This is a genomic window from Pseudoalteromonas sp. SW0106-04, from assembly GCF_001293805.1.
GTDB lineage: Bacteria > Pseudomonadota > Gammaproteobacteria > Enterobacterales > Alteromonadaceae > Pseudoalteromonas > Pseudoalteromonas ruthenica.
Window position 1 is genome coordinate 124,924 of record NZ_BCAI01000001.1, and the last position, 21,784, is coordinate 146,707.

General features: G+C 47.3%; 22 protein-coding genes. 14 read left to right on the forward strand and 8 right to left on the reverse strand.

All coding sequences use genetic code 11. The annotated features are described in order from the left end of the window. Positions 1-88 precede the first annotated feature (88 nt). The 13 genes from W04_RS00595 (at position 89) to W04_RS00655 (ending at position 9,985) form a co-directional block, all read left to right on the forward strand. Positions 89-652, forward strand: a complete 564-nt coding sequence (locus tag W04_RS00595) for a sigma-70 family RNA polymerase sigma factor (protein ID WP_045980206.1) — start codon at positions 89-91, stop codon at positions 650-652. Beyond that, positions 645-1,316 carry a ChrR family anti-sigma-E factor gene (locus W04_RS00600; RefSeq protein WP_053909391.1) on the forward strand — a complete coding sequence of 224 codons (672 nt, stop codon included), beginning with the start codon at positions 645-647 and terminating at the stop codon, positions 1,314-1,316. The genes W04_RS00595 and W04_RS00600 overlap by 8 nt, the downstream gene beginning before the upstream one ends. Beyond that, entirely contained in the window at positions 1,316-2,266 is a 951-nt protein-coding gene (locus W04_RS00605) for a DUF523 and DUF1722 domain-containing protein (RefSeq protein WP_045979960.1), read from the forward strand. The genes W04_RS00600 and W04_RS00605 overlap by 1 nt, the downstream gene beginning before the upstream one ends. Continuing rightward, positions 2,267-3,652, forward strand: coding sequence for a deoxyribodipyrimidine photo-lyase (gene phrB, locus W04_RS00610; protein WP_053909392.1), 1,386 nt, complete (start codon positions 2,267-2,269; stop codon positions 3,650-3,652). Continuing rightward, on the forward strand, positions 3,645-4,070 hold the full coding sequence (locus tag W04_RS00615; protein ID WP_053909393.1) for a nuclear transport factor 2 family protein: 426 nt from the start codon (positions 3,645-3,647) through the stop codon (positions 4,068-4,070). Before phrB ends, W04_RS00615 begins: the two co-directional genes overlap by 8 nt. Before the next feature lie 3 nt (positions 4,071-4,073). Next, complete coding sequence (locus tag W04_RS00620; RefSeq protein ID WP_053909394.1) at positions 4,074-4,790, forward strand: SDR family NAD(P)-dependent oxidoreductase; 717 nt, start codon at positions 4,074-4,076, stop codon at positions 4,788-4,790. Continuing rightward, positions 4,787-6,043, forward strand: coding sequence for an NAD(P)/FAD-dependent oxidoreductase (locus W04_RS00625; protein ID WP_053909395.1), 1,257 nt, complete (start codon positions 4,787-4,789; stop codon positions 6,041-6,043). The genes W04_RS00620 and W04_RS00625 overlap by 4 nt, the downstream gene beginning before the upstream one ends. Before the next feature lie 40 nt (positions 6,044-6,083). Beyond that, positions 6,084-6,803, forward strand: a complete 720-nt coding sequence (locus W04_RS00630) for a DUF1365 domain-containing protein (protein ID WP_053909688.1) — start codon at positions 6,084-6,086, stop codon at positions 6,801-6,803. Then, positions 6,796-8,058, forward strand: a complete 1,263-nt coding sequence (locus W04_RS00635) for a cyclopropane-fatty-acyl-phospholipid synthase family protein (RefSeq protein WP_053909396.1) — start codon at positions 6,796-6,798, stop codon at positions 8,056-8,058. The genes W04_RS00630 and W04_RS00635 overlap by 8 nt, the downstream gene beginning before the upstream one ends. Beyond that, entirely contained in the window at positions 8,039-8,536 is a 498-nt protein-coding gene (locus W04_RS00640) for a DUF2878 domain-containing protein (protein WP_053909397.1), read from the forward strand. Before W04_RS00635 ends, W04_RS00640 begins: the two co-directional genes overlap by 20 nt. A 19-nt stretch (positions 8,537-8,555) precedes the next feature. Then, positions 8,556-9,056: a chalcone isomerase family protein gene (locus W04_RS00645; protein ID WP_231657960.1), complete on the forward strand. Its 501-nt coding sequence runs from the start codon at positions 8,556-8,558 to the stop codon at positions 9,054-9,056. Further along, positions 9,053-9,580: a DUF3833 domain-containing protein gene (locus W04_RS00650; RefSeq protein WP_053909398.1), complete on the forward strand. Its 528-nt coding sequence runs from the start codon at positions 9,053-9,055 to the stop codon at positions 9,578-9,580. Before W04_RS00645 ends, W04_RS00650 begins: the two co-directional genes overlap by 4 nt. 129 nt (positions 9,581-9,709) lie before the next feature. Continuing rightward, positions 9,710-9,985, forward strand: coding sequence for an HU family DNA-binding protein (locus tag W04_RS00655; protein ID WP_053909399.1), 276 nt, complete (start codon positions 9,710-9,712; stop codon positions 9,983-9,985). A gap of 101 nt (positions 9,986-10,086) precedes the next feature. On the opposite strand, the gene ilvN is transcribed toward W04_RS00655, so the two are convergent. The 8 genes from ilvN to W04_RS00695 form a co-directional block, all read right to left on the reverse strand. Further along, the gene (gene ilvN / locus W04_RS00660) at positions 10,087-10,584 is read right to left on the reverse strand and encodes an acetolactate synthase small subunit (protein WP_053909400.1); all 498 of its coding nucleotides are present in this window, start codon (positions 10,582-10,584) and stop codon (positions 10,087-10,089) included. Next, a complete protein-coding gene (locus W04_RS00665) occupies positions 10,584-12,308 on the reverse strand; it encodes an acetolactate synthase 3 large subunit (protein WP_053909401.1) in 1,725 nt (574 codons plus the stop codon). Before W04_RS00665 ends, ilvN begins: the two co-directional genes overlap by 1 nt. A gap of 370 nt (positions 12,309-12,678) precedes the next feature. Then, the gene (locus W04_RS00670; RefSeq protein WP_022946820.1) at positions 12,679-13,686 is read right to left on the reverse strand and encodes an isocitrate dehydrogenase; all 1,008 of its coding nucleotides are present in this window, start codon (positions 13,684-13,686) and stop codon (positions 12,679-12,681) included. Positions 13,687-13,886: 200 nt separating this feature from the next. Further along, positions 13,887-15,581 carry a hypothetical protein gene (locus W04_RS00675; protein WP_053909402.1) on the reverse strand — a complete coding sequence of 565 codons (1,695 nt, stop codon included), beginning with the start codon at positions 15,579-15,581 and terminating at the stop codon, positions 13,887-13,889. Then, complete coding sequence (locus W04_RS00680; protein ID WP_022946822.1) at positions 15,556-15,948, reverse strand: DUF3192 domain-containing protein; 393 nt, start codon at positions 15,946-15,948, stop codon at positions 15,556-15,558. Before W04_RS00680 ends, W04_RS00675 begins: the two co-directional genes overlap by 26 nt. Before the next feature lie 25 nt (positions 15,949-15,973). Further along, positions 15,974-16,810: a flap endonuclease Xni gene (gene xni, locus W04_RS00685; protein ID WP_082342067.1), complete on the reverse strand. Its 837-nt coding sequence runs from the start codon at positions 16,808-16,810 to the stop codon at positions 15,974-15,976. Further along, on the reverse strand, positions 16,807-18,150 hold the full coding sequence (gene ppnN / locus W04_RS00690; protein ID WP_022946824.1) for a nucleotide 5'-monophosphate nucleosidase PpnN: 1,344 nt from the start codon (positions 18,148-18,150) through the stop codon (positions 16,807-16,809). Before ppnN ends, xni begins: the two co-directional genes overlap by 4 nt. A 117-nt stretch (positions 18,151-18,267) precedes the next feature. Then, a complete protein-coding gene (locus W04_RS00695; RefSeq protein WP_053909403.1) occupies positions 18,268-19,809 on the reverse strand; it encodes a diguanylate cyclase in 1,542 nt (513 codons plus the stop codon). 174 nt (positions 19,810-19,983) lie between these two features. Between W04_RS00695 and W04_RS00700 the strand changes: the two genes are divergently transcribed. Then, the gene (locus W04_RS00700; RefSeq protein WP_053909404.1) at positions 19,984-21,753 is read left to right on the forward strand and encodes a M61 family metallopeptidase; all 1,770 of its coding nucleotides are present in this window, start codon (positions 19,984-19,986) and stop codon (positions 21,751-21,753) included. Positions 21,754-21,784: the final 31 nt, after the last annotated feature.

The following is a 21,784-nucleotide window of genomic DNA, read 5'->3' on the forward strand; positions in this document are numbered from 1 at the left end:
ATTGCAAAGCGTGTTAGACAAGCCGTGTAACAAGTCTCCGCAGCAAAGTATTGCACCAAGCGGTGGCAATCAAAGCAAAGGAAGAAACATGGGCAGTGAAACTGAGCATTTGTCGGATGCGTTAGTGCGCGTCGCAGAGCATCGGGACAGAAGCGCATTCGCAACGCTGTTTTCTTATTTCGCACCAAAGATAAAACGCTTTGGCATTAAGCAATACAACAACGAAGCGTCGGCGATGGAGCTGGTGCAAGACACCATGACGTCAGTTTGGCGTAAAGCTCACCTTTACCATCCGAGTAAAGGCGCGGCGACGACTTGGGTTTATACCGTAATGCGTAATGCATCTTTCGATGCGCTGCGCAAAATGCGCAGCAATAAAGAAGATACCTTAAGCGAAGATATCTGGCCGTTGGTGCAGCATCATGAAGAAGAGCAAGAAGTGTTTGGCGATCATCTACAGAGTCAACTCTTGCAGCAGCATATAGACAAGCTTCCCATCGCCCAGCAGGAGGTGGTTAAGGGAGTGTACTTTCAAGAAATGTCGCAAGAGCAACTTGCGAAGCAGTTAGGCGTACCAGTTGGAACCGTAAAGTCGCGGCTAAGATTGGCGCTCTCAAAGCTAAGAAATCATCTGGGAGCAGAGCATGATTAAATTTCACCCGAACACACAGTTGTTAGAACAACATGTGCTTGGCGCATTGCCAGCTTCGCTGAGCGTGGCAATTTCAGCTCACCTTGAGCTTTGCGATGACTGTTGCGACACCGTCGCAGCATTAGAGCAGCGCATTGGTGAACAAACGTTTACAGATGACGCCGGTGAAGAGCTCACCGGGTCACAAGAGCTGCTTGATGCGCAGATGAGCGCCATGCTCAGTGATATTACTGCAGATACAGACGTCGATGATTTTGCCATTCAAAGCGCAAAGCGAATATCCGTCGGTGATAGAAACATTACTTTGCCACGTGCATTGAGCCATGTCGGCATGTCGAGGTTTGTTCAGGCCGGGAAGCTTGCGCGTTCGCGCCTGGAGCTTGATGAGGGCAGTATCCGCACTAGCCTATTGTACATTGCTCCAGGGGGGACGATTCCCGAGCACACGCACACAGGCTTTGAGTTGACGCTATTGCTTGATGGCACCTTCACCGACGAAGAAGGTGAATACCAACCGGGCGATTTTATATGGCTTGATCATAAGCACGACCATACTCCTTACACCGAAGAGGGATGTTTGTGCTTGGCAGTAGTCAATAGTGCACTACACTTCAATAAAGGCTTAAGTAAATTGCTGAACCCCATTGGCGAGCTTATATATTAATGGATAAATCGTTGAAAATAGGTATTAGCGCGTGTCTTACCGGCGAAAAAGTTCGCTTTGACTCTGGGCACAAGCGCTCTAACTTTTGCATGGATGAGCTGGCAAAGCACGTGCAGTATGTGCCCTTTTGTCCAGAAGTGGCAATTGGCTTACCCATTCCTAGGCCGACCATTCGCCAAGTGCGTAAAGACGATGTGATAACGGTGTGTCGCCCTGATGGCAGTGGCGAGGTTGGCAACGACCTTAAAAACTATGGACAGCAGGTGGCACAGAATCAAGGCCAACATCTCGATGGCTTTATATTCTGTGCTAAAAGCCCTAGCTGTGGCATGGAACGAGTCAAAGTCTTTAATGAAGCTGGGACGGGCAATACATCAGAGGGCGTAGGCTTTTTCAGCGCTGAAATAATGAAGGCTAATCCGCTACTCCCTTGTGAGGAAAATGGCCGACTCAATGACATGCACCTGCGCGAAAACTTTGTTATGCGGGTTTATGTTTACCATAGCTGGCGCAAGCTGCGTGAGTCAGGATTAAGCGCTCATCGGCTGACTACTTTTCACTCTTTGCATAAATACCTATTGATGAGTCACAACTATCAAGCCTACCGTGATTTAGGGCGGTTGCTCGGCAGTATCGAAGGGGATGACATCGAAGCTATTGCCGATGAGTATATCCTTGGCTTAATGAATGCGTTGAAAAAGCCTGCGTCGCGCAAAGCACATACTAATACCTTGATGCACTTGCAGGGGTATTTCAAACAGCACCTCGGTAAAGAGGAAAAGCAAGAATTACGTGCGGCAATCGAAGACTACCGCCAGGGGCTGGTGCCTTTATATGTGCCGCTGACATTATTGCGTCACCACCTTACGGTGCATCCAAATCCTTATTTAGCGCAACAAGTTTACTTTAATCCCCACCCAAACGATTTAAAGCTGAGGTATGGTATTTAAATGAGTTCATTGTTCTGGTTTCGGCGCGACTTGCGCCTTTATGCAAACGAAGCTTTAATTGAAGCATTAAACAACGGCGCAAAAGACGCCGTTTTCTTTGTCTGCGAGAAACAGTGGCAACGGCACGACATGGCGCCCATTCAACTGGATCTCATACTGCGACGTGTCGATTATTTGGGTCAGCGCCTGAGTGAGCATGGTATTCGCTTGCACGTATTGAATGTTGATGAATTTAGTGACATACCCGCATCGTTACAAGGGTTATGTAACAGCTTGAGTGTCAAGCATATTTACGCCAACCGCGAATATGAAGTGAATGAGCGCCAGCGTGACAGCCAATGTGCGCAATTAGCGCTTGAGTTTCGTTGGTTTGATGGCGATGTAATTGCCCCGCCAGGCTCAGTGTGTACAAAAAGCGGCGACATGTTTCGCGTGTTTACCCCATTCAAGCGTCAATGGCTAAAGCAGTATGAACAAACCCACTTTTCACTGTCGTCATGGCCATCGTTATATAAAGCGATAAAGTGGCAGACGCCTCGATGTATACAAAGTGACGGTGAGTCGCAAAAATGGCCGGTTGATGATGACTCACTTAGCGCCATTGTTGAGCGCTTTATTGACGATAAGCTCACCACTTATGAACAGCAGCGAGACTTCCCGGCGATTAAAGGCACCTCTGGGTTGAGCCCATACTTGGCGTTAGGAGTGATCAGCGTTAAACAACTGCTCGTTAATGTACAGCAGCGCCACCCTGATATTTTGCAAAGCGCAAAAAGTAATCTCTTTAGTTGGGTTAACGAACTGATCTGGCGAGAGTTTTATCGCCATCTTATTGTTGCCTATCCGCGTTTATGCAAACACGCTAACTTTAACGCCAAGTACGACGCCGTGAAATGGCGGCAAAGCGATAAAGACTTTAACGCTTGGTGTGAAGGAAAAACGGGTTACCCTCTGGTGGATGCAGCAATGCGACAATTAGTGCAAACAGGGTGGATGCATAATCGTCTACGTATGGTGGTGGCAAGCTTTCTGACCAAGCATTTACTGATCGATTGGCGCGCTGGTGAGCAGTTTTTTATGCGTCACCTGATTGATGGTGACTTGGCGTCAAACAACGGCGGGTGGCAATGGGCGGCAAGCACCGGCTGCGACGCGCAGCCTTACTTTCGTATTTTTAACCCAATAACGCAAAGTGAACGTTTTGATCCAGATGGCGAATTCATCCGTAAGTACCTACCAGAGTTAGAAAAAGTGCCTGCTAAGCAGATCCACTTTCCGCACCAATATCTAGCAGCAACTCAAAGCAACAGGTATTGGCCGGCGATAGTTGATCATAAAGCAGCACGCGAACGTGCCTTAGCACGATTTAAGGTGGACGATGAATAACGCGCTTGAGCAATTTGTGTCAGTTTATCAGCGTTTGGATAAGCATAACCTAGACTTGCTGCATGAAGTTTATGGCGAAGCCATTCATTTCCAAGATCCCCTTCATGAAGTTAAAGGGTTGCAACAACTAAGGCGATATTTCGCCAACATGTATGCCAATGTTAATCACTGCACATTTGATATTAGCCAACAATTTGCTTTTGATAATCATGCATTCTTGTATTGGACCATGCGCTTTTCACACCCCAAGTTAAATGGTGGCAATGAGGTCTCGGTTGCAGGGCACAGCTTTTTGCAATTTGATCAAGGCAAAGTCATCCACCATCGCGATTACTTTGATGTAGGCGCTATGTTATACCGACATATCCCTTTGCTTGGCAAAGTAATCAAGCTCGTTGACAACAAAGCAGGGAGTTAGGGTATGAAAGTATTAATCACAGGGGCAACATCGGGTATCGGTGAAGCCCTAGCTAAGCGCTATGCGCAGCAACATGATGTTATTGCGTGTGGGCGAGACGAACAAAAGCTTAAAGAGCTAGAAGACAGTCAAGGCCAAGGGCGTATTAAAGGGTTGTCCTTTGATGTCACCGAATTAGAGGCTATTAAATCAGCCACCACCGACATAGACGAGCTTGACTTGGTGGTGCTCAACGCCGGTAACTGCGAATACGTCGATGATGCGCGTCATTTTGACAGTGCATTATTCGAACGTGTTATTACTATCAACCTTCTAAGCCTTGGTTATTGCCTTGAGGCGCTGTTGCCGAAACTTAAATCCGGTGCCCACCTCGCCATTGTCTCCTCCAGTGTCACATATTTACCACTGACGCGGAGCGAGGCATATGGCGCATCGAAATCAGGCGCGACTTATTTGGCAAAATCCCTGGCTGTGGATCTCAAAGACATTGACGTGAGCGTTATCCACCCAGGTTTTGTGAAAACGCCATTGACCGATAACAATGATTTCCCTATGCCCATGGCCGTCAGTGCAGAGCAAGCCGCTGAATACATGTATAAGGGGCTGCAAAAACGGCGCAAAGAAATTCATTTTCCGAAAAGATTCACATTTATTTTAAAACTGCTGCGCGTGCTGCCTTGGCCGCTGTGGCGCAAAATTGCAAAAGGAATGGTGCGGTGAAGAAAATCGCAGTAATAGGTAGTGGTATCGCGGGCCTCAGTAGTGCCTATTTGTTGAGTAAAAAGTATCATGTTGATGTTTTCGAAAAGAACGATTACATCGGTGGCCACACCGCCACAGTGGATGTTGAGGTCGGCGGACAGCAACACAGTGTCGATACTGGTTTTATTGTTTTTAATGATCGCACCTACCCGCGTTTTGAAAAGTTGCTCGCTGAAATTGGCATAGGTCGCAAGCCTACACAAATGAGCTTTAGCGTGCACAACGTGGACACAGGCTTTGAATACAATGGCCATACATTGACCACTTTGTTTGCCCAGCGTCGCAATCTATTGCGACCGAAGTTTTGGCATTTGTTGTGGCAAATAGTCCGTTTCAACCGGTTGTGTAAGGACCTTTATCACAGCGGCGAATATAAGCAAGGCGACACCTTAGGTCGCTTCCTTGATAGACATGGGTTTAACGATTTCTTCCGCAATCATTACATTTTGCCTATGGGGGCGGCGATTTGGTCAACGTCTATCAAAAAGATGAAAGACTTTGGCATCGAGTTCTTCATTCGCTTCTTTTACAACCATGGCCTGTTAGATATTACCAATCGCCCGCAGTGGTATGTGATCCCTGGCGGTTCTCGCGAATACATCGGCCCGCTAACGAAACCCTTTAAAGACAATATCCATCTAAATGCGAATATAGAAAAGGTGTTTAGGCACCCAGATGGCGTGACGATTCATATGCAAGGCGGTGAGATTTATCACTATGACGCGGTGGTGTTTGCGTGCCACTCTGATCAGGCCCTTGCGTTGTTAGGCGATGCCACTGAAAGCGAGCAGCAAGTGCTAGGCGCGATGCCTTATACTGCCAACTCTGTTGTCCTACATACTGATACTAGCTTGTTACCTGAGCGCCGTGCAGCGTGGGCAAGCTGGAATTATCGCCTTGATAACAACACCGAGCAAGCCGCAGTTGTCACTTATCAAATGAATATTCTCCAAGGTTTGCACAGCAACCCACCGTTGTGTGTGACTCTCAATTGTGATGACGCTATTGATGATAGTAAGGTGCTGCGCCGTTTCACTTATCATCACCCTGTATTCAACAGCGACAGCATCGCTGCGCAACAACGCCGAGATGAGGTTAATCTCGCAGCCACTTACTATTGCGGCGCATACTGGTACAACGGTTTTCACGAAGATGGCGTGCGCAGTGCCGTGGATGTGGCCAAAGCGCTAGGGGTCGACTTTGAACACTGAAACCGTGCAGGAACCGTTACTGACCCAAGGGTGCGCGATCATGCTTGGCGATGTGCGTCATCGGCGCTTCGAGCCCGTGTTCCATGGTTTTAACTATCCACTGTACATGATGTGGGTTGATACTCAGCACCCAGAGCAGCTTAATGGTATCCACCCTTTGGTTGGGACTCAGGGCTGGAAGGTGCTGCGGTTTAACCAAGGCGATTACTTGCGTGATGAGCAAGGCTCGCTGTTTGAACGCGCTGTGCATAAAGCACAGCAACTGGGCGTAGAGCAAGAGATAGCCCAAGTTTACATGTTGGTGCAGCTGCGCTGTTGCGGTATTTACTTTTCTCCGGCCAATTTTTACTTCTATCGTTATCGTGGTGACAGCGATTTCAGTGTCATGGTTGCCGAAGTGAGTAATACTCCTTGGAATGAGCGTCACTATTATTTAGTTGATTTACAAACTAAAGTGAACTTTAAAAAGCAGTTTCACGTATCGCCTTTTATGAATTTGGATATGCATTACCATTGGCGAGTGAAAGCCAAAAACCGGGCGATGCTTATTCATATTGAGAACAAACGCCAGCGGCAGAAATTATTTGATGCCACCATGCGATTGCAACACCAAGGGTTAGAGCGCCGTGTGTTCACCAAGGTGTTGCGGCGTTTTCCTATAATGACACTGAGTGTCATGCGCGGGATATACTGGCAAGCATTAAGGTTATTGTTAAAGCGTGTGCCGTTTTACGCTCACCCAGGAAAGAAAGATGGATAGAGTTACCCAAGTAGAAGCAAAAAAATCAATCAGTTGGAAGTCTCAGATCGCTAAACGCTTTGTCTTGGCAGCAATGAGAACCTTAAAGCACGGCTTTGTAGAAATGCACTTCCGTGATCAGAGCTATCAGTTTGGCAATAACACCTCTTCGCTTAGAGCGCGTGTGGATATAAGCGATGCGCGTATGTTCGATGCGTTTGCCTTTGGCGGCAGTATTGGCGCGGCGGAGTCCTTTATAGACGGCCATTGGCAATGCGATAACTTGACTGCCTTGGTGGAGATTTTTGTTCTCAATCAAGACCAGCTCGATGAATTTGAAGGTCGCTTCGCCTTTTTTAGCGCAATCGCCTACCGACTCAAGCACTTGCGTAACCGTAACAGCACGCAAGGCTCGAAAAGAAACATTGTTGCTCACTATGACTTGGGCAATGAATTATACGAGTCGTTTTTAAGTGATGAAATGCTTTACTCCTGTGCCGTTTATCCTCAAGCAGATGCAACCCTTGAGCAAGCGCAGGCACATAAATTAAAGCTGATATGCGAACGTGTGCAGTTGGCCGATGGCGATCAGGTTGTCGAGATTGGCACAGGGTGGGGCGCTTTTGCTATCTATGCGGCTACCCACTACGATGTGCATGTAACGACTACAACCATCTCAGATCAACAACATGCCTATGTGCAGCAAAAAATCGCGCAACACGGTTTAGAAGATAAAATTACTCTGTTAAAGAAAGACTATCGACTACTTGAAGGACACTACGACAAGCTTGTCTCTATAGAAATGATTGAGGCGGTAGGTCATGAGTATCTCGGTGAGTTTTTCAGCAAATGCAACAGCCTTCTAAAGCCCAGTGGTGCCATGCTTATTCAGGCTATCACCATCAACGACCAGCGCTACAGTAAATACGTAAAGGAAACTGACTTTATTCAACAATACATCTTCCCTGGCGGGTGTTTGGTGTGTGTTGATGAAATGAGTAAGCATTTGCGTAAAAACACAGACCTGGTCATGCATGAATTACATGATATTGGCCTTCATTATGCTCGGACTTTAGCCGATTGGCGCACTCGCTTTGAGCAGGCGTGGCCGCAATTGCAAGGAGCTAAATTCAACAGCGCCTTCTACCGCCTTTGGTTGTATTACCTAGCTTATTGCGAAGGGGCATTTCGCCAGCGGGCAATTAGCACTGTGCACCTAAGCGCGCGTAAGCAAGGCTTCAACGGCGGTGATGATCATGTGGCGCTTAGCTACTAATTTTATTTTGTTTCAAAGCTGCTGGTGGGCAGCTTTTTTTTGGCAAAACGATGCGTTGCCAATAATGGCGGCGCTGATTGTGTTGATGCTTGCGCTCTCTGAAAAGCGCAAGCGAGACATACTGTTACTTGCCAGTCTACCTGTAGCTTTGTTACTCGAAACGAGTGCTGCGCAATTCGCGCTACTGCAATTCGAAGGTCCTTGGATACCCTGGTGGCTCGTCTTATTATGGGTTTCTCTCCTGTTAACTATCAATCATTCATTGCGGTTCATTACGCGATTACCGCTGTGGCAATGCTTTGTCTTGTGCTGGGTATGTGCACCATTTAGCTACCTAGGTGCTGCTCGATTTGAAGTGCTGTCAACGCCCTCACCTTGGTGGCAATTCTACTTTGTGTATGGGCTGCTCTGGGCCAGTGCTTTTACCGTGATTATTGTGATCAATCGCTTTGCAGGACGCGTAGAAGATAATACCTAGTTATTACGGATGATTTTTCATGAAATACCTTCCTATCATTATGGCATTGACCTTGGGTGGTATGGCGCCATTACCGGCGTGGTCACAGGCATCCTTCAAGGCGGTTGGTGAAGGGGTTATGAGCTATATGTTCTGGGACCTATACCGCGCGAAGTTAGCTACGACCGATGGCGACTACCAAGCCGGAGAGCATCCAGTGCGATTGACCCTCACCTACCTCAGAGATATAGAAGCAAGCGACATTGTTAAAGCTACATTTGATCAGTGGCGACACCTTGATAAGGCGCAGTACGTCAGTGAATATGGCGATACGTTACAAGGCTTATGGCCGGATATCACAGAAGGGGATTCATTGGCTTTTGAGACCAATGAGCAGGGCGTGGGTACTTTTTATTATAACGGTGAAAAGTTACAAACCATCGAGCAACAGGCTTTTAGCGAAGCCTTTTTGGCAATATGGTTGTCGCCGGACACCAGCGAGCCAAAACTGCGTCAGAAATTAATAGGAGCAAGTGAATGAAGTCATTACGCGTTTATTTAGGTTTGCTTGTATTGGCGATGCTGACTGCCTGTTCGGCCTCCATCGAGGATTATGAAGGAACTGAACCGAAATTTGATTTTAAACAGTTTTTTTCTGGCGAGTTAGTTGCCTATGGCATAGTGCAAGATTACTCAGGTGAGGTCACACGGCGTTTTCGCGTTGATATGCAGGCCTCATGGCAGGGAAACAAAGGCGTTATTGACGAGCAATTCTATTATCAAGACGGCGAGCAGGACACGCGTGTATGGCGTATCGAGTTGGGTAAAAATGGCACCCTTACCGGGACCGCCAATGATGTGGTTGGCACCGCGCAAGGGTTGACCAGAGGCAGTGCCTTCAATTGGAAGTACACTCTCGAAATTCCTTATGACGGTGATACTATGACGGTAGACCTAGACGATTGGATGTACCTTGTCACAGAATCGAGGTTGATCAACCGCACCGCAATTGATAAGTTGGGATTGGAGGTTGGCGAAATCACGCTGGTGATAGAAAAACGCTAAAACTCTGTGCCTAAGGGCTCTCCAGAGGAGAACTTTTTCAGAAAATGTGTGATTTGCGGTTGCCAAGTCAGTAAAAATGCATAATGATAGATTTGCTAAGGCAAAAAAATAACGAATAGGAATCAAACAATGAACAAAGCTCAATTAGTCGAAAAGATCGCCAGTGATGCAGAAATTTCAAAAGCAGCGGCGAGCCGTGCACTGGACGCGTTCACAGGTGCGGTGACTAACTCTTTGAAAGATGGTAACTCTGTCGCGCTAGTAGGCTTCGGTACTTTTTCAGTTAAAGAGCGTGCAGCTCGTACCGGCCGCAACCCTCAAACAGGCGCAGAAATCCAAATCGCTGCTGCGAATATCCCAAGCTTCAAAGCGGGTAAAGGTCTAAAAGACTCAGTAAACTCATAATCAGTTTACTAACAATTGTGAAAAAAGGGCGGTTTCGCCCTTTTTTACGTTTAAAGCTCCGCAATTCATAATTAGTCAATGAAATGCCAACCGTCTCGTTGCTATCCTTTCAAGGCTTTATCGCCACGTCCTAAACCAATAGCTCCAGAACGCACCATTTCTATGACCTCTGTCTCATGACGCAAGGTATCCAAAAACGATTCTAGCTTCTCAGTACTTGCGGCGAGTTGTAATGAATAGCTGATCCTCCCCATATCCAAAATGGCGCCGCCAAATACATCAACAACTCGGGTTACTGCTGCGCGTGTGTTCTCATCTTGGGCTACAACCTTAACTAAGAGTAATTCACGCTCAATATGACTTTGTTCGGTCAGATCAATGACCTTGAGCACATCTACTAATTTGTTAACTTGTTTGAGGATTTGCTCAAGGATACGATCGCCGCCCTGTGTGGTAATAGTAATGCGCGATAACGATGCATCATCGGTGGTGCCCACCGCGAGACTATCGATGTTATAAGCTCGCTGGGAAAATAAGCCGACGATGCGCGAAAGTGAGCCAGGTTCATTTTCCAATAAGATTGATAATATTCTACGCATTATGCTTTCACTCCTTTTTTCAGCCACATATCATCAACTGCGCCTAGTTTGATTTGCATCGGGTAAACATGCTCTAGCTCATCAACACGCACATCTAAAAAGACCAATCTATCGCTGATACTGAGCATCTCTTCAATGGCGCTATCAAGCTCATCGGGATGATCAACGCGTATACCGACATGACCATAGCTTTGCGCCAGTTTGACAAAGTCAGGTAGGGACTCCATGTAAGACGACGAGTGACGGCCGCTGTACATCATATCTTGCCATTGACGCACCATGCCTAAGGAACGATTGTTCAGTGATACAACTTTGACCGCCAAGTTATACTGCAAACAAGTTGATAGCTCTTGTATATTCATCTGAATGGAGCCATCTCCAGTGATACATATAGACTCGCTATCACGATAAGCAAGCTTAACGCCCATCGCTGCAGGAAGACCAAACCCCATGGTTCCAAGGCCTCCGGAATTGATCCATTGGCGCGGCTTTTTAAAGGGGTAGTACTGGGCAGCAAACATTTGGTGCTGACCCACATCTGAACTGATGTAGGCATCGCCGTTAGTGGCTTTATAAAGCTTTTGAATAACAGTCTGTGGCTTGATTTTTTCACTGCCTGCACTGAAACTAAGGCACTTTTGTTCACGCCAACGATTGATTTGCTGCCACCAATCCTCTTGGGCACTTCTATCAATGGCAATGTTCGATGTATTGATAGCGGTTAATAATTGTGTCAGGACAGTGTCTAAGCAGCCAACCACCGGAATATGAGCGCTGATAGTTTTAGAAATTGAGGTCGGGTCAACATCAACATGGACTATGGTTGCGTCTGGGCAGAACTTATTCACGTTATTGGTAACCCGATCATCAAATCGAGCACCTAAAGCTAAAATAACATCGGCATTGGCCATGGCTTTGTTTGCTTCTAAAGTGCCATGCATGCCTAGCATACCAATAAAGTTTGGATGTTCACCGCTCAGCCCACCCAGTCCCATTAACGTATTAGTACAAGGGGCGTTAAGCGTCTCTACCAGTTCGGTAAGCTTATCGCTGGTGTCGGAAAGAACGATACCCCCCCCTGAATAAATGACCAATTTTTTAGCGTTAAGAACTGCATTGACCGCTTTTTTAATTTGTTTTGGGTGGCCTTTCTTGTTGGGATTATAGGTTCTGATCTGGATGTCACCTGGAAATTCAAATGGGAATTTCTGGGTTGGGTTAAGTACGTCCTTAGGGAGTTCAACAACAACCGGACCCGGGCGACCACTACTAGCAATGTAAAATGCTTTGGCAAGCATAGTCGGAATATCTTTTGCGCTGCGGCAGTTGAAACTGTGTTTAACGATAGGCCGTGAGCAACCGACAATATCCGTTTCTTGAAAGGCATCGTCACCGATAAGGTTGCTGGGTACTTGTCCAGAGATCACCACCATGGGGATTGAGTCCATGTAGGCAGTAGCAATACCGGTTACGCAATTAGTCGCTCCGGGACCGGAAGTGGCCAAGACCACACCCACTTTCCCAGTCGCACGGGCATACCCGTCGGCCATATGTGTAGCTGCCTGCTCGTGACGCACCAAAATATGCTCAAGGTCCTGCTGTTCAAATAGCGCATCGTATAAATCTAATACCGATCCCCCTGGATAACCAAATATATACTGAACGCCTAGTTCTTTTAGCGCGGCGACGACTAACTCTCCACCGTTAAACTGTTGCTCATTCATCCTCATTCCTTAAAAAAAAAACCCCCGCTTAAGGGCGGGGGTTTGTTAGCGTTATATGTTCGCTCACGTAGGCCCCGTAGTCTTGGTTAAGACCACCACGAGAATCACAACGAGAACGACGACATTAAACATGGGTAAACACTTTTATACTCAACAATGGCTTCTATTGTTAAGCTTTTGAAAGCATACTGTCAACCCCGAGCAAGATGAATTTTGAATAAAAAATACGTAATGAGAGTTTAAATTAACCTGCTTGGAATAAAGTTGTCCTAATGGTAAAGTTTTTAGCAAAAAAAAGACCGGTATCGAACCGGTCTTAGTCAGGTTATTCAATCATTATGACCACCTGTATGCAGAGTTTTTTTCCTGCTTACAGACGCTCAATAACGGCAGCGGTAAAGTCTGTGGTGCCGTGCTCGCCACCCAAGTCGCGAGTGGTACGGTCGCCACTTTTAATGACATCAGCAACTGCTGCGCGAATTCGCTCTGCTTTGTCACCCATGTCTAAGTATTCAAGCATTTGAATGGCTGCGAGAATAACGGATGTTGGGTTTGCCAGGTTTTTGCCTGCAATATCTGGGGCACTGCCGTGAACAGCTTCAAAAATAGCCGCGTCTTCGCCAATGTTAGCGCCTGGGGCCATACCTAGACCACCTACTAAACCAGCACATAAGTCCGAAAGGATGTCACCGAACAGGTTAGTGGTTACGATAACGTCAAATTCCTCAGGATTCATGACTAGTTTCATACAAGTTGCATCAACGATCATTTCCGCTGATTCAATATCAGGGTAACGCTCACCCACTTCACGAGCCACTTTTAAGAACAGCCCTGAGGTTGATTTCAAGATGTTTGCTTTGTGTACTGCAGTGACTTTTTTACGGCCTTCACGACGTGCTAACTCGTAAGCAAAGGTTACGATTTTCTCAGCGCCATCGCGCGTGATTTTAGACATCGCTTCGGCTTCGTTACCGTCCTCTGAAACGACCTGGCCTAGACCAGAGTACATACCCTGGGTATTTTCACGAATGGTGATAATGTCGATGTCGTCATAGCGCGCCTTGGTGCCAGCAAAGGATTTTACTGGGCGCACATTAGCGTATAGGCCAAACTGTTTACGAAGTGTGACGTTAATAGAAGTAAAACCTTCGCCTACTGGTGTAGTTAATGGACCCTTTAGCGTGATTTTATTACGGGAAATGGCTTCGAGCGTTTCTGGTGGTAGAAGTTCACCAGTTTTTTCAAGCGCGGCTAGACCAGCATCAATGTATTCGTAATCAAACTCACAACCGACGGCATCAAGAATTTCAATTGCCGCGTCGATAATGCTTGGACCGATGCCATCGCCTTTGATGACGCTAATGGTTTGCTTAGCCATGTAACCTATTCCTTAAAACTGATAGATGTGTCCACCAACGACGCCAACGCTGCTACCAAGAACAGTAAAATGAACGTTTAGGGTGGATAAATTTACGTGAGAATTCAGGGGCGTTTTATAGCAGCAAAGGCGTTATTTTTCCAGTATATCGCTTTTAAATATACCTTATACCGACTATAAATATGGTGAATTAAGCTAAGTTAAATGCCATTGTGCGGTGCGCAAGATAAGGCGCGATCGACCAGCCGCTCGATTTTGGTACTGGGTCCTTGCCAATCGACCATGGTTTGCTTAACCAACTGCTGTTGCCAAGCACTTGCCGTCGCCGGCCCAGAGAAGGTGTAGAACAGGATGATTTTTAACGTACAGCATAGCCGCGCATTGCTGTTTAACTGGTCGAATGGTTGTTGTTCGCTGTTTAATAACGCATTGACCCACTCATTGCTGCCAATATGACGGGTCAAATAATGGCGCAAAGCTTCGTTATCATATTGTTGCACCCCAAGGAGCGTCGCCAATGGGCGCGCTATATCTTGTTGCATGGGTGTTTTCAACGGGTTTAACGCAATGGTACGAGACAACCGCTGTGGGCACTCAAAAATAAAAAAATTGAAATAACATAGTAATAAGGCTGATAGTCGCTCATGCTGAAGGTCTTTTGTTTGCCTTGCGATATCTTCAACGATGCGAATGGCACTGTGCACTCGAGCTTGGAGAAACTGCGCCATTGGGTGACACAGTTGCAGCATCTTTTCTTCCAACATCACTCGGGCAATAAAATCCCCGACGCTGTATAGCCCAACCATGGAAAGCGCGTGACGCAAAGAGCTGGCCTGTTGTGCACCGCGATTATATTGGCTCGCTTGCATCATGATTTGCGCAACGAGCGTGTCGTCTTGTGCGATGACTTTCTCAATATCGCTATAACCTTGGGCACCACGAATTTGTGCGACAATGGCATCATGATCGCGCTGCGCCCCAGCGGCAGAGCTGGCGCGTTGTACAGGGACACTGGCGCGGGCACTCACTGACGACCAACTGCGGTAACGCACCGGTTGGCGGTATTGCCAGTGAGGGTTGGCGAGCAGTCGAAAACGAGACTTAGTGGCCTGCGCATCGGTGAAAATATACTGGCCATCAGGGTGGCAGCCCATGTATAAATAGTCATTCTCTTCAAAGCGCTGTCGCGAACCAAGAAGTTGTGGAGAATAGAAGTCGACCAACGTATCGCAGTCTTGCTGTATGGCAACATTATGAGTGGCTTTATACAACTGCGCGCAGGCATTAAAGAGGTGCAACGGCCGTGTTGCTGTCATTTGCTCTGCTAAAATACTGGCGCAGGCCACAATGCGCGTATAACCATCATATAGAGGCGCGCGTTGATGACTGATAATTTCGCGGCGATAGCGTTTTAGCTTGGCGATGATCTGCGTTAGCGCAGGTTGCTCTTCGGCGCTGAGGGACAGCATCTTCAGGCTCAGTAATGCGCTTTGGCTAAACCGTTGGCGCTCTGCACTGCTTAGAGCCTCGCCATTATGGCGCTTATTGAGCAGTGATAGTACTGATATGTCAGCGCTGAGCGCCGCCATCATCATTACTTGCGTATCACTGCGGTGGTAATTATGAGCGCGGCACAATCCGGCCACGATGGCGATGCGTTTTAGACGCAAGCTCTGTGCATAGGCAAGGTTTTGTATGTGGGTCGATAGCAGCCATTGAAACAAACCGTTTTGCTTATGGGCTAACACACTTAAGCGCTCACTGAGACCGAGCAGGGCAGGGTATAAGCTAGACCACTGCGAGCGCGACAGTGCGGCTTTATCAAAGCGTACTATGTAGTCAATAACGCGGTCGAACTGCTCGACGTATTTAGGATTGTAAGTCGACTTTGTCATAGGCAAGCTCGGCTTGCTGCCCCCATACTAAAAGCTTTTTATTTTTAAACAGCAGCCCGGTGCATTCATCTTTAGTGGTGATGCCATCGGCCTTTTTGTGCTGAGTGCGATAAAAGACTATTTGATAAATATCATCGCCTCGGCGTTTTACAAAAGTTAGATCCGGTGTACCTAAGGTATCAAGGACCTCTTCTATGGGCATTGAATCGGCAGAGTCGAGGCTCGCGATAAACCGTTTGTTATAGGCTTCTCTGTCCTGCCATACCATGGAGCCAGGATCATCCTTGTAAAAGGTCATCACGAGCGTCGCTATCAGCGCATACACACCAATACCTAACACCACATAACGTAATACTTTTTTTAACATCGTGATACTGCGTCCACCAGCCAATTTAACTCAGTATACCGGGCTTGGCGCTGCTTTGCGAAGCCGAGTGCGGTGGAAGAACAATTTGCTGCGCCCCGTTGTGAACTTGAAACTGCTTTAGACTTACGCCAAGATCAATATCACAGCGCAGCGATACCAAATGTAAAGCGCGCACGTACTGTGGCAAATTATCGGTTAATTGTCGCTGAATTTTATTTTCAGGTGCCTGCGCTAGGGCGTGTTGAACGCTGTCGTACTGAGTGAGTAATGCCTTTGCTGATTTTATACCTATGCCATTTACACCTGGGATATCATTGGTTTTGTCGCCCACTAAGGCGAAATACTGAGTCAGTTGCGCCACGCTAACGCCGTATTTGTCTTGTACCTGCTGAGCATCGCGAAAAGATTTGCCAAAGTAGTCATATACTTTGATTTGCTCACTTAACAGTGGTAAGTAGCCTTTGTCGGTGGACACAATAATACATTGCATGGTCTGCGGCGCTTTACTGGCCAGGGTCGCTAATACGTCGTCCGCTTCTTCGTTATCTACACTCAAGGAGCTTATTTGGGCGGCGTGAAACGCGTGTGCAAAACGGCCTAAATTGGATTTTAGGCGCTCTGGCATCGGTTTGCGTGATATCTTGTAATCAGGGTAGTAAGCATGACGCCAGCTGCTTTGTCCATCGAAGGCCGCAACCGCATAATGGGGCTGATATTGGTGCATTAGCTTATTAATGGCGTTGCTGGTTCGCTGCAGCGCTGCTTCAATGGCAGCATCGCTATCACTACCATGTTGAGACTCGCACACCGCATAAATGCGCCGAATCAAGTTCAGCGCATCAATAAGTAGAAAGTGCATCATGTCTTAATGGTATAACAAGGGATGTAGGTGCTGCCTGGCAACTTCATGCGCCCTTGAGCCACAAAGGCACTTAACAAGGTATCCATCTTACGCATTAACTCAGGATCGCCAGATAGCTCAAACACACCATGCTGTTTGATAGCGCGGATCCCTTCATCTTTAACATTGCCAGCAACAATCCCCGAGAAAGCACGGCGTAAGTTGGCGGCAAGTTGTTGCTTCGGCTGCTCTAAATGCAAGTTCAAAGACGCCATATTCTCATGGGTTGGGGCAAACGGTGCCTGGAATTCAGGCTCAATACGCAGCGTCCAATTGAAGTAGTAGGCATCACCCTGTTGGCGACGATAGTCGCGCACATCTTGCATTTGCGCTTTTAATTTACTGGCGACTAATGCCGGGTCGTCAATGATCACCTCAAACTTGTCTAATGCTTGCTCGCCTAAGGTGTCGCGTACAAAGCTGACTATTTCATCGAAATAGTCCTTACTTTGTGCCGGTCCGGTAAGTATCACCGGCAGCTGTTGCTTTTGATTCTCAGGGTGCAACAAGATGCCAAGTAAATATAACAGCTCTTCTGCAGTGCCTGCGCCACCTGGGAAAATAATAATGCCATGGGCAACGCGAACGAAGGCTTCCAGGCGTTTTTCAATGTCCGGTAGAATGACCAGCTCGTTAACAATCGGGTTGGGTGGCTCTGCAGCGATAATACTGGGTTCGGTGAGGCCGAGATAGCGCGGGTTGTCAACACGTTGCTTGGCATGGCCTATCGTTGCGCCTTTCATTGGCCCTTTCATGGCACCTGGACCGCACCCCGTACAAATATTCAGGCCACGCAGACCGAGTTGATAGCCCACTTCTTTGGTGTATTTATACTCGATTTCATTAATAGAATGGCCACCCCAACACACTATCATGTTCGGATCGGTGTTCACTGGCATGGCATCGGCATTGCGAAGCATGTCGAAGACCATGTGGGTTATCGCTTTTGGATCGGGTTCTACCATCGCTTGGTGTTTTTGACAAATGAATAAGATATCGCGAATGACTGAAAAAATATGCTCATGGATACCACGAATGATATCGCCATCGACAAAAGCGGTTTCAGGGGGGTTAGTCAGCTCTATTTTGATTCCTCGCTCGCGGGCGACTAGACGAATGTCGAAGTCTTGAAAGCGATCGTAAATCTCGGCGCTGGAATCGGTATGACTGCCCACGTTAAGGACCGCGAGCGCACAATTGCGAAAGAGCCGATAACGGTCAGTGGTCGATTGCGCGAGCAAATCTACTTCTAATTGTGAAAGAAGGTTTAATACGCCAGTAGGATTAAGCTGTACTTGCATTGCTGCTCCTTAATTTAATGCATGTGGCGAGTGCTGAAAATGACTAGCACTTAAAAATAGATGGTCAGCTTGAGTTGTTTTTGACACAGTCACAGCAATAACGCAATGCCCTGGAGGTTAACTGGACAAAATTAACCGGTCTCTCCCTGCATTCTTGGCCTCATAAAGCGCTTTATCAGCGCGGTCGAAAGCACTGAGTGCAGTGTCGTCGGCGTTAATTTGGGTGACCCCAATAGATACCGTGATTTGCACTTGCTCATTTTTGAACTTAAAAGGAATACTACGAATAGTGTGGCGCAGCTTCTCTAGCGGACGAACAACGTTATCGATGGATACGTTTGGCATCAGCATTACGAACTCTTCACCGCCAAAGCGAGCAATAAAGTCAGTACTGCGAATCGATTTTTTCATCGCCGTGGCCAAAACCTGTAGGGTTTTATCACCGGCACTGTGGCCATAATTATCATTAATGGACTTGAAGTGGTCGACATCAATGACTACCAAGCACAACGGGGCCTGATGGCGTTTAAAGTGTTTCAGCTCAAGATCCATACGCTCATCAAAGGCAATACGATTTGGCAATTTAGTCAGCCCATCTTGCAATGACACCAGACGTTGACGCTCAAGCTTGGTTTCATATTGTGCAACTTGCTGCTCCAACGCCTCGACTTGAGATTGCATACTGTGCAACGCTTGGCTTAGGGTGTCTCGTTGCTGCGCCTCTAATTTCTCTTTATTCAGTAATTGCTCGGTCAGGGCAGAGAGCTTAGATTCAACAGTTTCTTTGAGCGTTTGAATATCGGTCGCTTGCGCGGTTTGCTCACTCAAGTGATTGATGTTTTCATCAATTTGTCGATATACAGCACTGATTTTGCTATCTAAGTGCTTAGAGCGGTCGCTGGTTTTAGCAATGGCTTGCTGCAATTCCGACAGGTTGTGATTTAACGCGGCAAGAAAGTGCTGAGCAGACTGGCGCTCTTTACTCAGGCTCAATACGATGACGCGCATAATTTCAACGCTGGCATTGAGTAAGTTATCGATAGTGCTGGCAGCATTAATCTGTGATTTTAATTGCCGTAGATGCTCAGCCAATTCCCCTTCTAAGGAGATCTCACTGCTCAGCGCGTTAAGCTCATCAATTAAGGGCTGTAGTTGAGTATTATCGCTTGTGTCATCATCCCCTTGCTGATTACGACTGGCCATTACTTGGTCGTATATGGTGACTAACCGCTCTAGTATCGGCAAAAAGTCGACAGCGGTTTGTGCGTCGACCAGCTCGGTATTAAGTAGGTGGCGCAAGGTGCGTCTTAGCTCAGCGGGAATACCTTTACGCTTTTGCAAATTCACGCCGGCCGCCTGCACACCTTGATGCAAGGCGCGAAAACGCGCTTCCAGATTGGCTTCATGGCGAGACAGTAAGTCAGTGAGCTCGTCTATCACAGGGAGCAGGTCTTGATAGTTGGCGCCTTTGTGTAACAACTTTCTAAATGCGGCAAGACGGTTATCTAGCTCGATATCCATGCCTTTACACACCAAGGATAACTTGGCAATAAATTGCGCGAGGGTACGAACTTGCTCTTGGCGGGTGTTCTCGATTGTTTGCCGTTGGGAGACGGCGGAATTAAGCTTTTTTCTTAAGGCGTCGAGCTGCTCAGACACACCCGTTTTCCTTCTGTTTTACTATAGATTTTAGTGTACAACAATTTTCTTCGCTTTTCTGAACTACTCACCGATTTTTTGTTGTGAATCAGTAATTGGGCGCAAATGCTTGTTGTTTGTGCGCCCGACTTGGTAGGGTGGCCGTCATAGTATCATTTCTCTTTAGGTTTCAACGTGAAAAAAGCTTTACTGGGGGCCACTATGGTTGCCCTTAGCCACTGCGCGCTGGCAGATACGCAATACACATTAACTATCGATGACGGTACACATCATTTGGGTGATGTACAGGTCCAATTTGATAAAACCGGACAAAGCTATATCGATGCCAAGCTACCAGCATGGCGCACAGGGCGCTACGACATATTAAATCTCGCCAATGGTGTGCGTTATTTTGAGGCCCTAGACAGTGAAGGTGATACGCTGAAATGGCAAAAAGTAGATAAAAGCACGTGGCGCATTTTTTTGGATAAACCTACAGCGGTGACCTTGAATTACCAAGTGTATGCCAATCAACTAGGCCTGCGTTCGCGCCACATTGACGACAGTCACGCTTTTATCGATGCCTCTGGCTTTTTTATGTTTAGTGAAGCAACCCGCAACGAGCCTGTTTCTGTGCAGCTTGATGTTCCTAAGCAATGGCGCTCCGTATCGGGAATGGATAATGGCGACAATGACCATCACTTTATCGCCAATAATTACGATGTATTGGTGGACTCCCCCATTGAGAGCGGTATTAACAGCCATTATGAATTTACCGTTGACGGGCGCGATTATGAGCTCGTGATTTGGGGCCAAGGTAACTATGATGCCGAGAAAATGGTCACTGATTTAACCACCTTGGTAAAGACCGGTGATGTTATTTGGGATGATTACCCGTACCAGCGCTATGTGTTTATGGTGCATGCAACGTCCGGCGCTCGCGGTGCGACTGAACACTTAAACTCCACCATCATTCAACGTCATCGCGACAAATTCGCCAAGCGTGAAGACTATTTGGGTTTTATTGCCACCGCAGCCCATGAATTTATTCACACCTGGAACGTTAAAGCTTATCGCCCTGAAGGGTTAGTGCCTTATGATTACCTAGCGCCTAACTACTCGCGTTTATTGTGGCTTGCTGAAGGGTCGACCAGCTATCTTGAGGATCACCTTCTGCTGCGCAGTGACTTAATGAGCAAAGAAGAGTTTTTTAAGGATTTGGGTAATCGCATAGACCGCCACTTGAAGACGCCAGGACGCGAGGTGCAAAGTGCAGCACATACCAGTTTTGATAAATGGATTAATGCTGGCGGCGATCATGGTCGTAACTTTAGTACCAATATCTACTCTGAAGGCTCACTGATCTCCATGGTATTAGATTTAAAGCTGCTAAGCGACTCTGATGGCGCGGTAAATTACCGTGATGTACATCGTGAACTGTATAAGCGCCATCGTCTGCCTGAAGGGTTTAACGAGGCGGATGTGTTGGCCATTCTCAAGGATATCAGCGGCCAAGATTACACTGTGTGGTGGCAAAACCATGTTGATAGCCCATTGCAGGTCGATTTCGATACGTTATTGGCGACGGTGGGGCTGCAGCGTACCTACTCAGAAGATGCCAAACAAAGCCCATCGCTAGATGTGCAAGGTAAGCTTGACGATGGCTTGATTGAGTTAACCCATGTGCGCAGAGACGGCGCTGCTTGGCAAGCGAACCTCACAGCAGGGGATAGCATCGTGGCTATCAACGGCAAGCGAGTCAGCAGCGATTTAGCTACCTTGGTTGAGCAATTCGCGGTGGGTGAGCAAGTTGAGATCACTTACTTTCGCAGAGATAACCTAAGAACCACCACGCTTACACTCGGTGGCGAATACAATGAAGCAGCGACTATCAAGGCCGTCGATAACCCGACAGCGGCGCAACAAGCGCTTTTCAAAGCCTGGATGGGAGTTGATTTAATCTAGTCGCATAAATGTGGCGTGCGCTTTACCTGCA

Coding starts and splice junctions, on each gene's coding strand:
- W04_RS00595 (WP_045980206.1), top strand. CDS start 89: ATGGGCAGTGAAACTGAGCATTTGTCGGATGCGTTAGTGCGCGTCGCA.
- W04_RS00600 (WP_053909391.1), top strand. CDS start 645: ATGATTAAATTTCACCCGAACACACAGTTGTTAGAACAACATGTGCTT.
- W04_RS00605 (WP_045979960.1), top strand. CDS start 1,316: ATGGATAAATCGTTGAAAATAGGTATTAGCGCGTGTCTTACCGGCGAA.
- phrB (WP_053909392.1), top strand. CDS start 2,267: ATGAGTTCATTGTTCTGGTTTCGGCGCGACTTGCGCCTTTATGCAAAC.
- W04_RS00615 (WP_053909393.1), top strand. CDS start 3,645: ATGAATAACGCGCTTGAGCAATTTGTGTCAGTTTATCAGCGTTTGGAT.
- W04_RS00620 (WP_053909394.1), top strand. CDS start 4,074: ATGAAAGTATTAATCACAGGGGCAACATCGGGTATCGGTGAAGCCCTA.
- W04_RS00630 (WP_053909688.1), top strand. CDS start 6,084: ATGCTTGGCGATGTGCGTCATCGGCGCTTCGAGCCCGTGTTCCATGGT.
- W04_RS00635 (WP_053909396.1), top strand. CDS start 6,796: ATGGATAGAGTTACCCAAGTAGAAGCAAAAAAATCAATCAGTTGGAAG.
- W04_RS00640 (WP_053909397.1), top strand. CDS start 8,039: ATGTGGCGCTTAGCTACTAATTTTATTTTGTTTCAAAGCTGCTGGTGG.
- W04_RS00645 (WP_231657960.1), top strand. CDS start 8,556: ATGAAATACCTTCCTATCATTATGGCATTGACCTTGGGTGGTATGGCG.
- W04_RS00650 (WP_053909398.1), top strand. CDS start 9,053: ATGAAGTCATTACGCGTTTATTTAGGTTTGCTTGTATTGGCGATGCTG.
- W04_RS00655 (WP_053909399.1), top strand. CDS start 9,710: ATGAACAAAGCTCAATTAGTCGAAAAGATCGCCAGTGATGCAGAAATT.
- ilvN (WP_053909400.1), bottom strand. CDS start 10,584: ATGCGTAGAATATTATCAATCTTATTGGAAAATGAACCTGGCTCACTT.
- W04_RS00665 (WP_053909401.1), bottom strand. CDS start 12,308: ATGAATGAGCAACAGTTTAACGGTGGAGAGTTAGTCGTCGCCGCGCTA.
- W04_RS00670 (WP_022946820.1), bottom strand. CDS start 13,686: ATGGCTAAGCAAACCATTAGCGTCATCAAAGGCGATGGCATCGGTCCA.
- W04_RS00675 (WP_053909402.1), bottom strand. CDS start 15,581: ATGACAAAGTCGACTTACAATCCTAAATACGTCGAGCAGTTCGACCGC.
- W04_RS00680 (WP_022946822.1), bottom strand. CDS start 15,948: ATGTTAAAAAAAGTATTACGTTATGTGGTGTTAGGTATTGGTGTGTAT.
- xni (WP_082342067.1), bottom strand. CDS start 16,810: ATGATGCACTTTCTACTTATTGATGCGCTGAACTTGATTCGGCGCATT.
- ppnN (WP_022946824.1), bottom strand. CDS start 18,150: ATGCAAGTACAGCTTAATCCTACTGGCGTATTAAACCTTCTTTCACAA.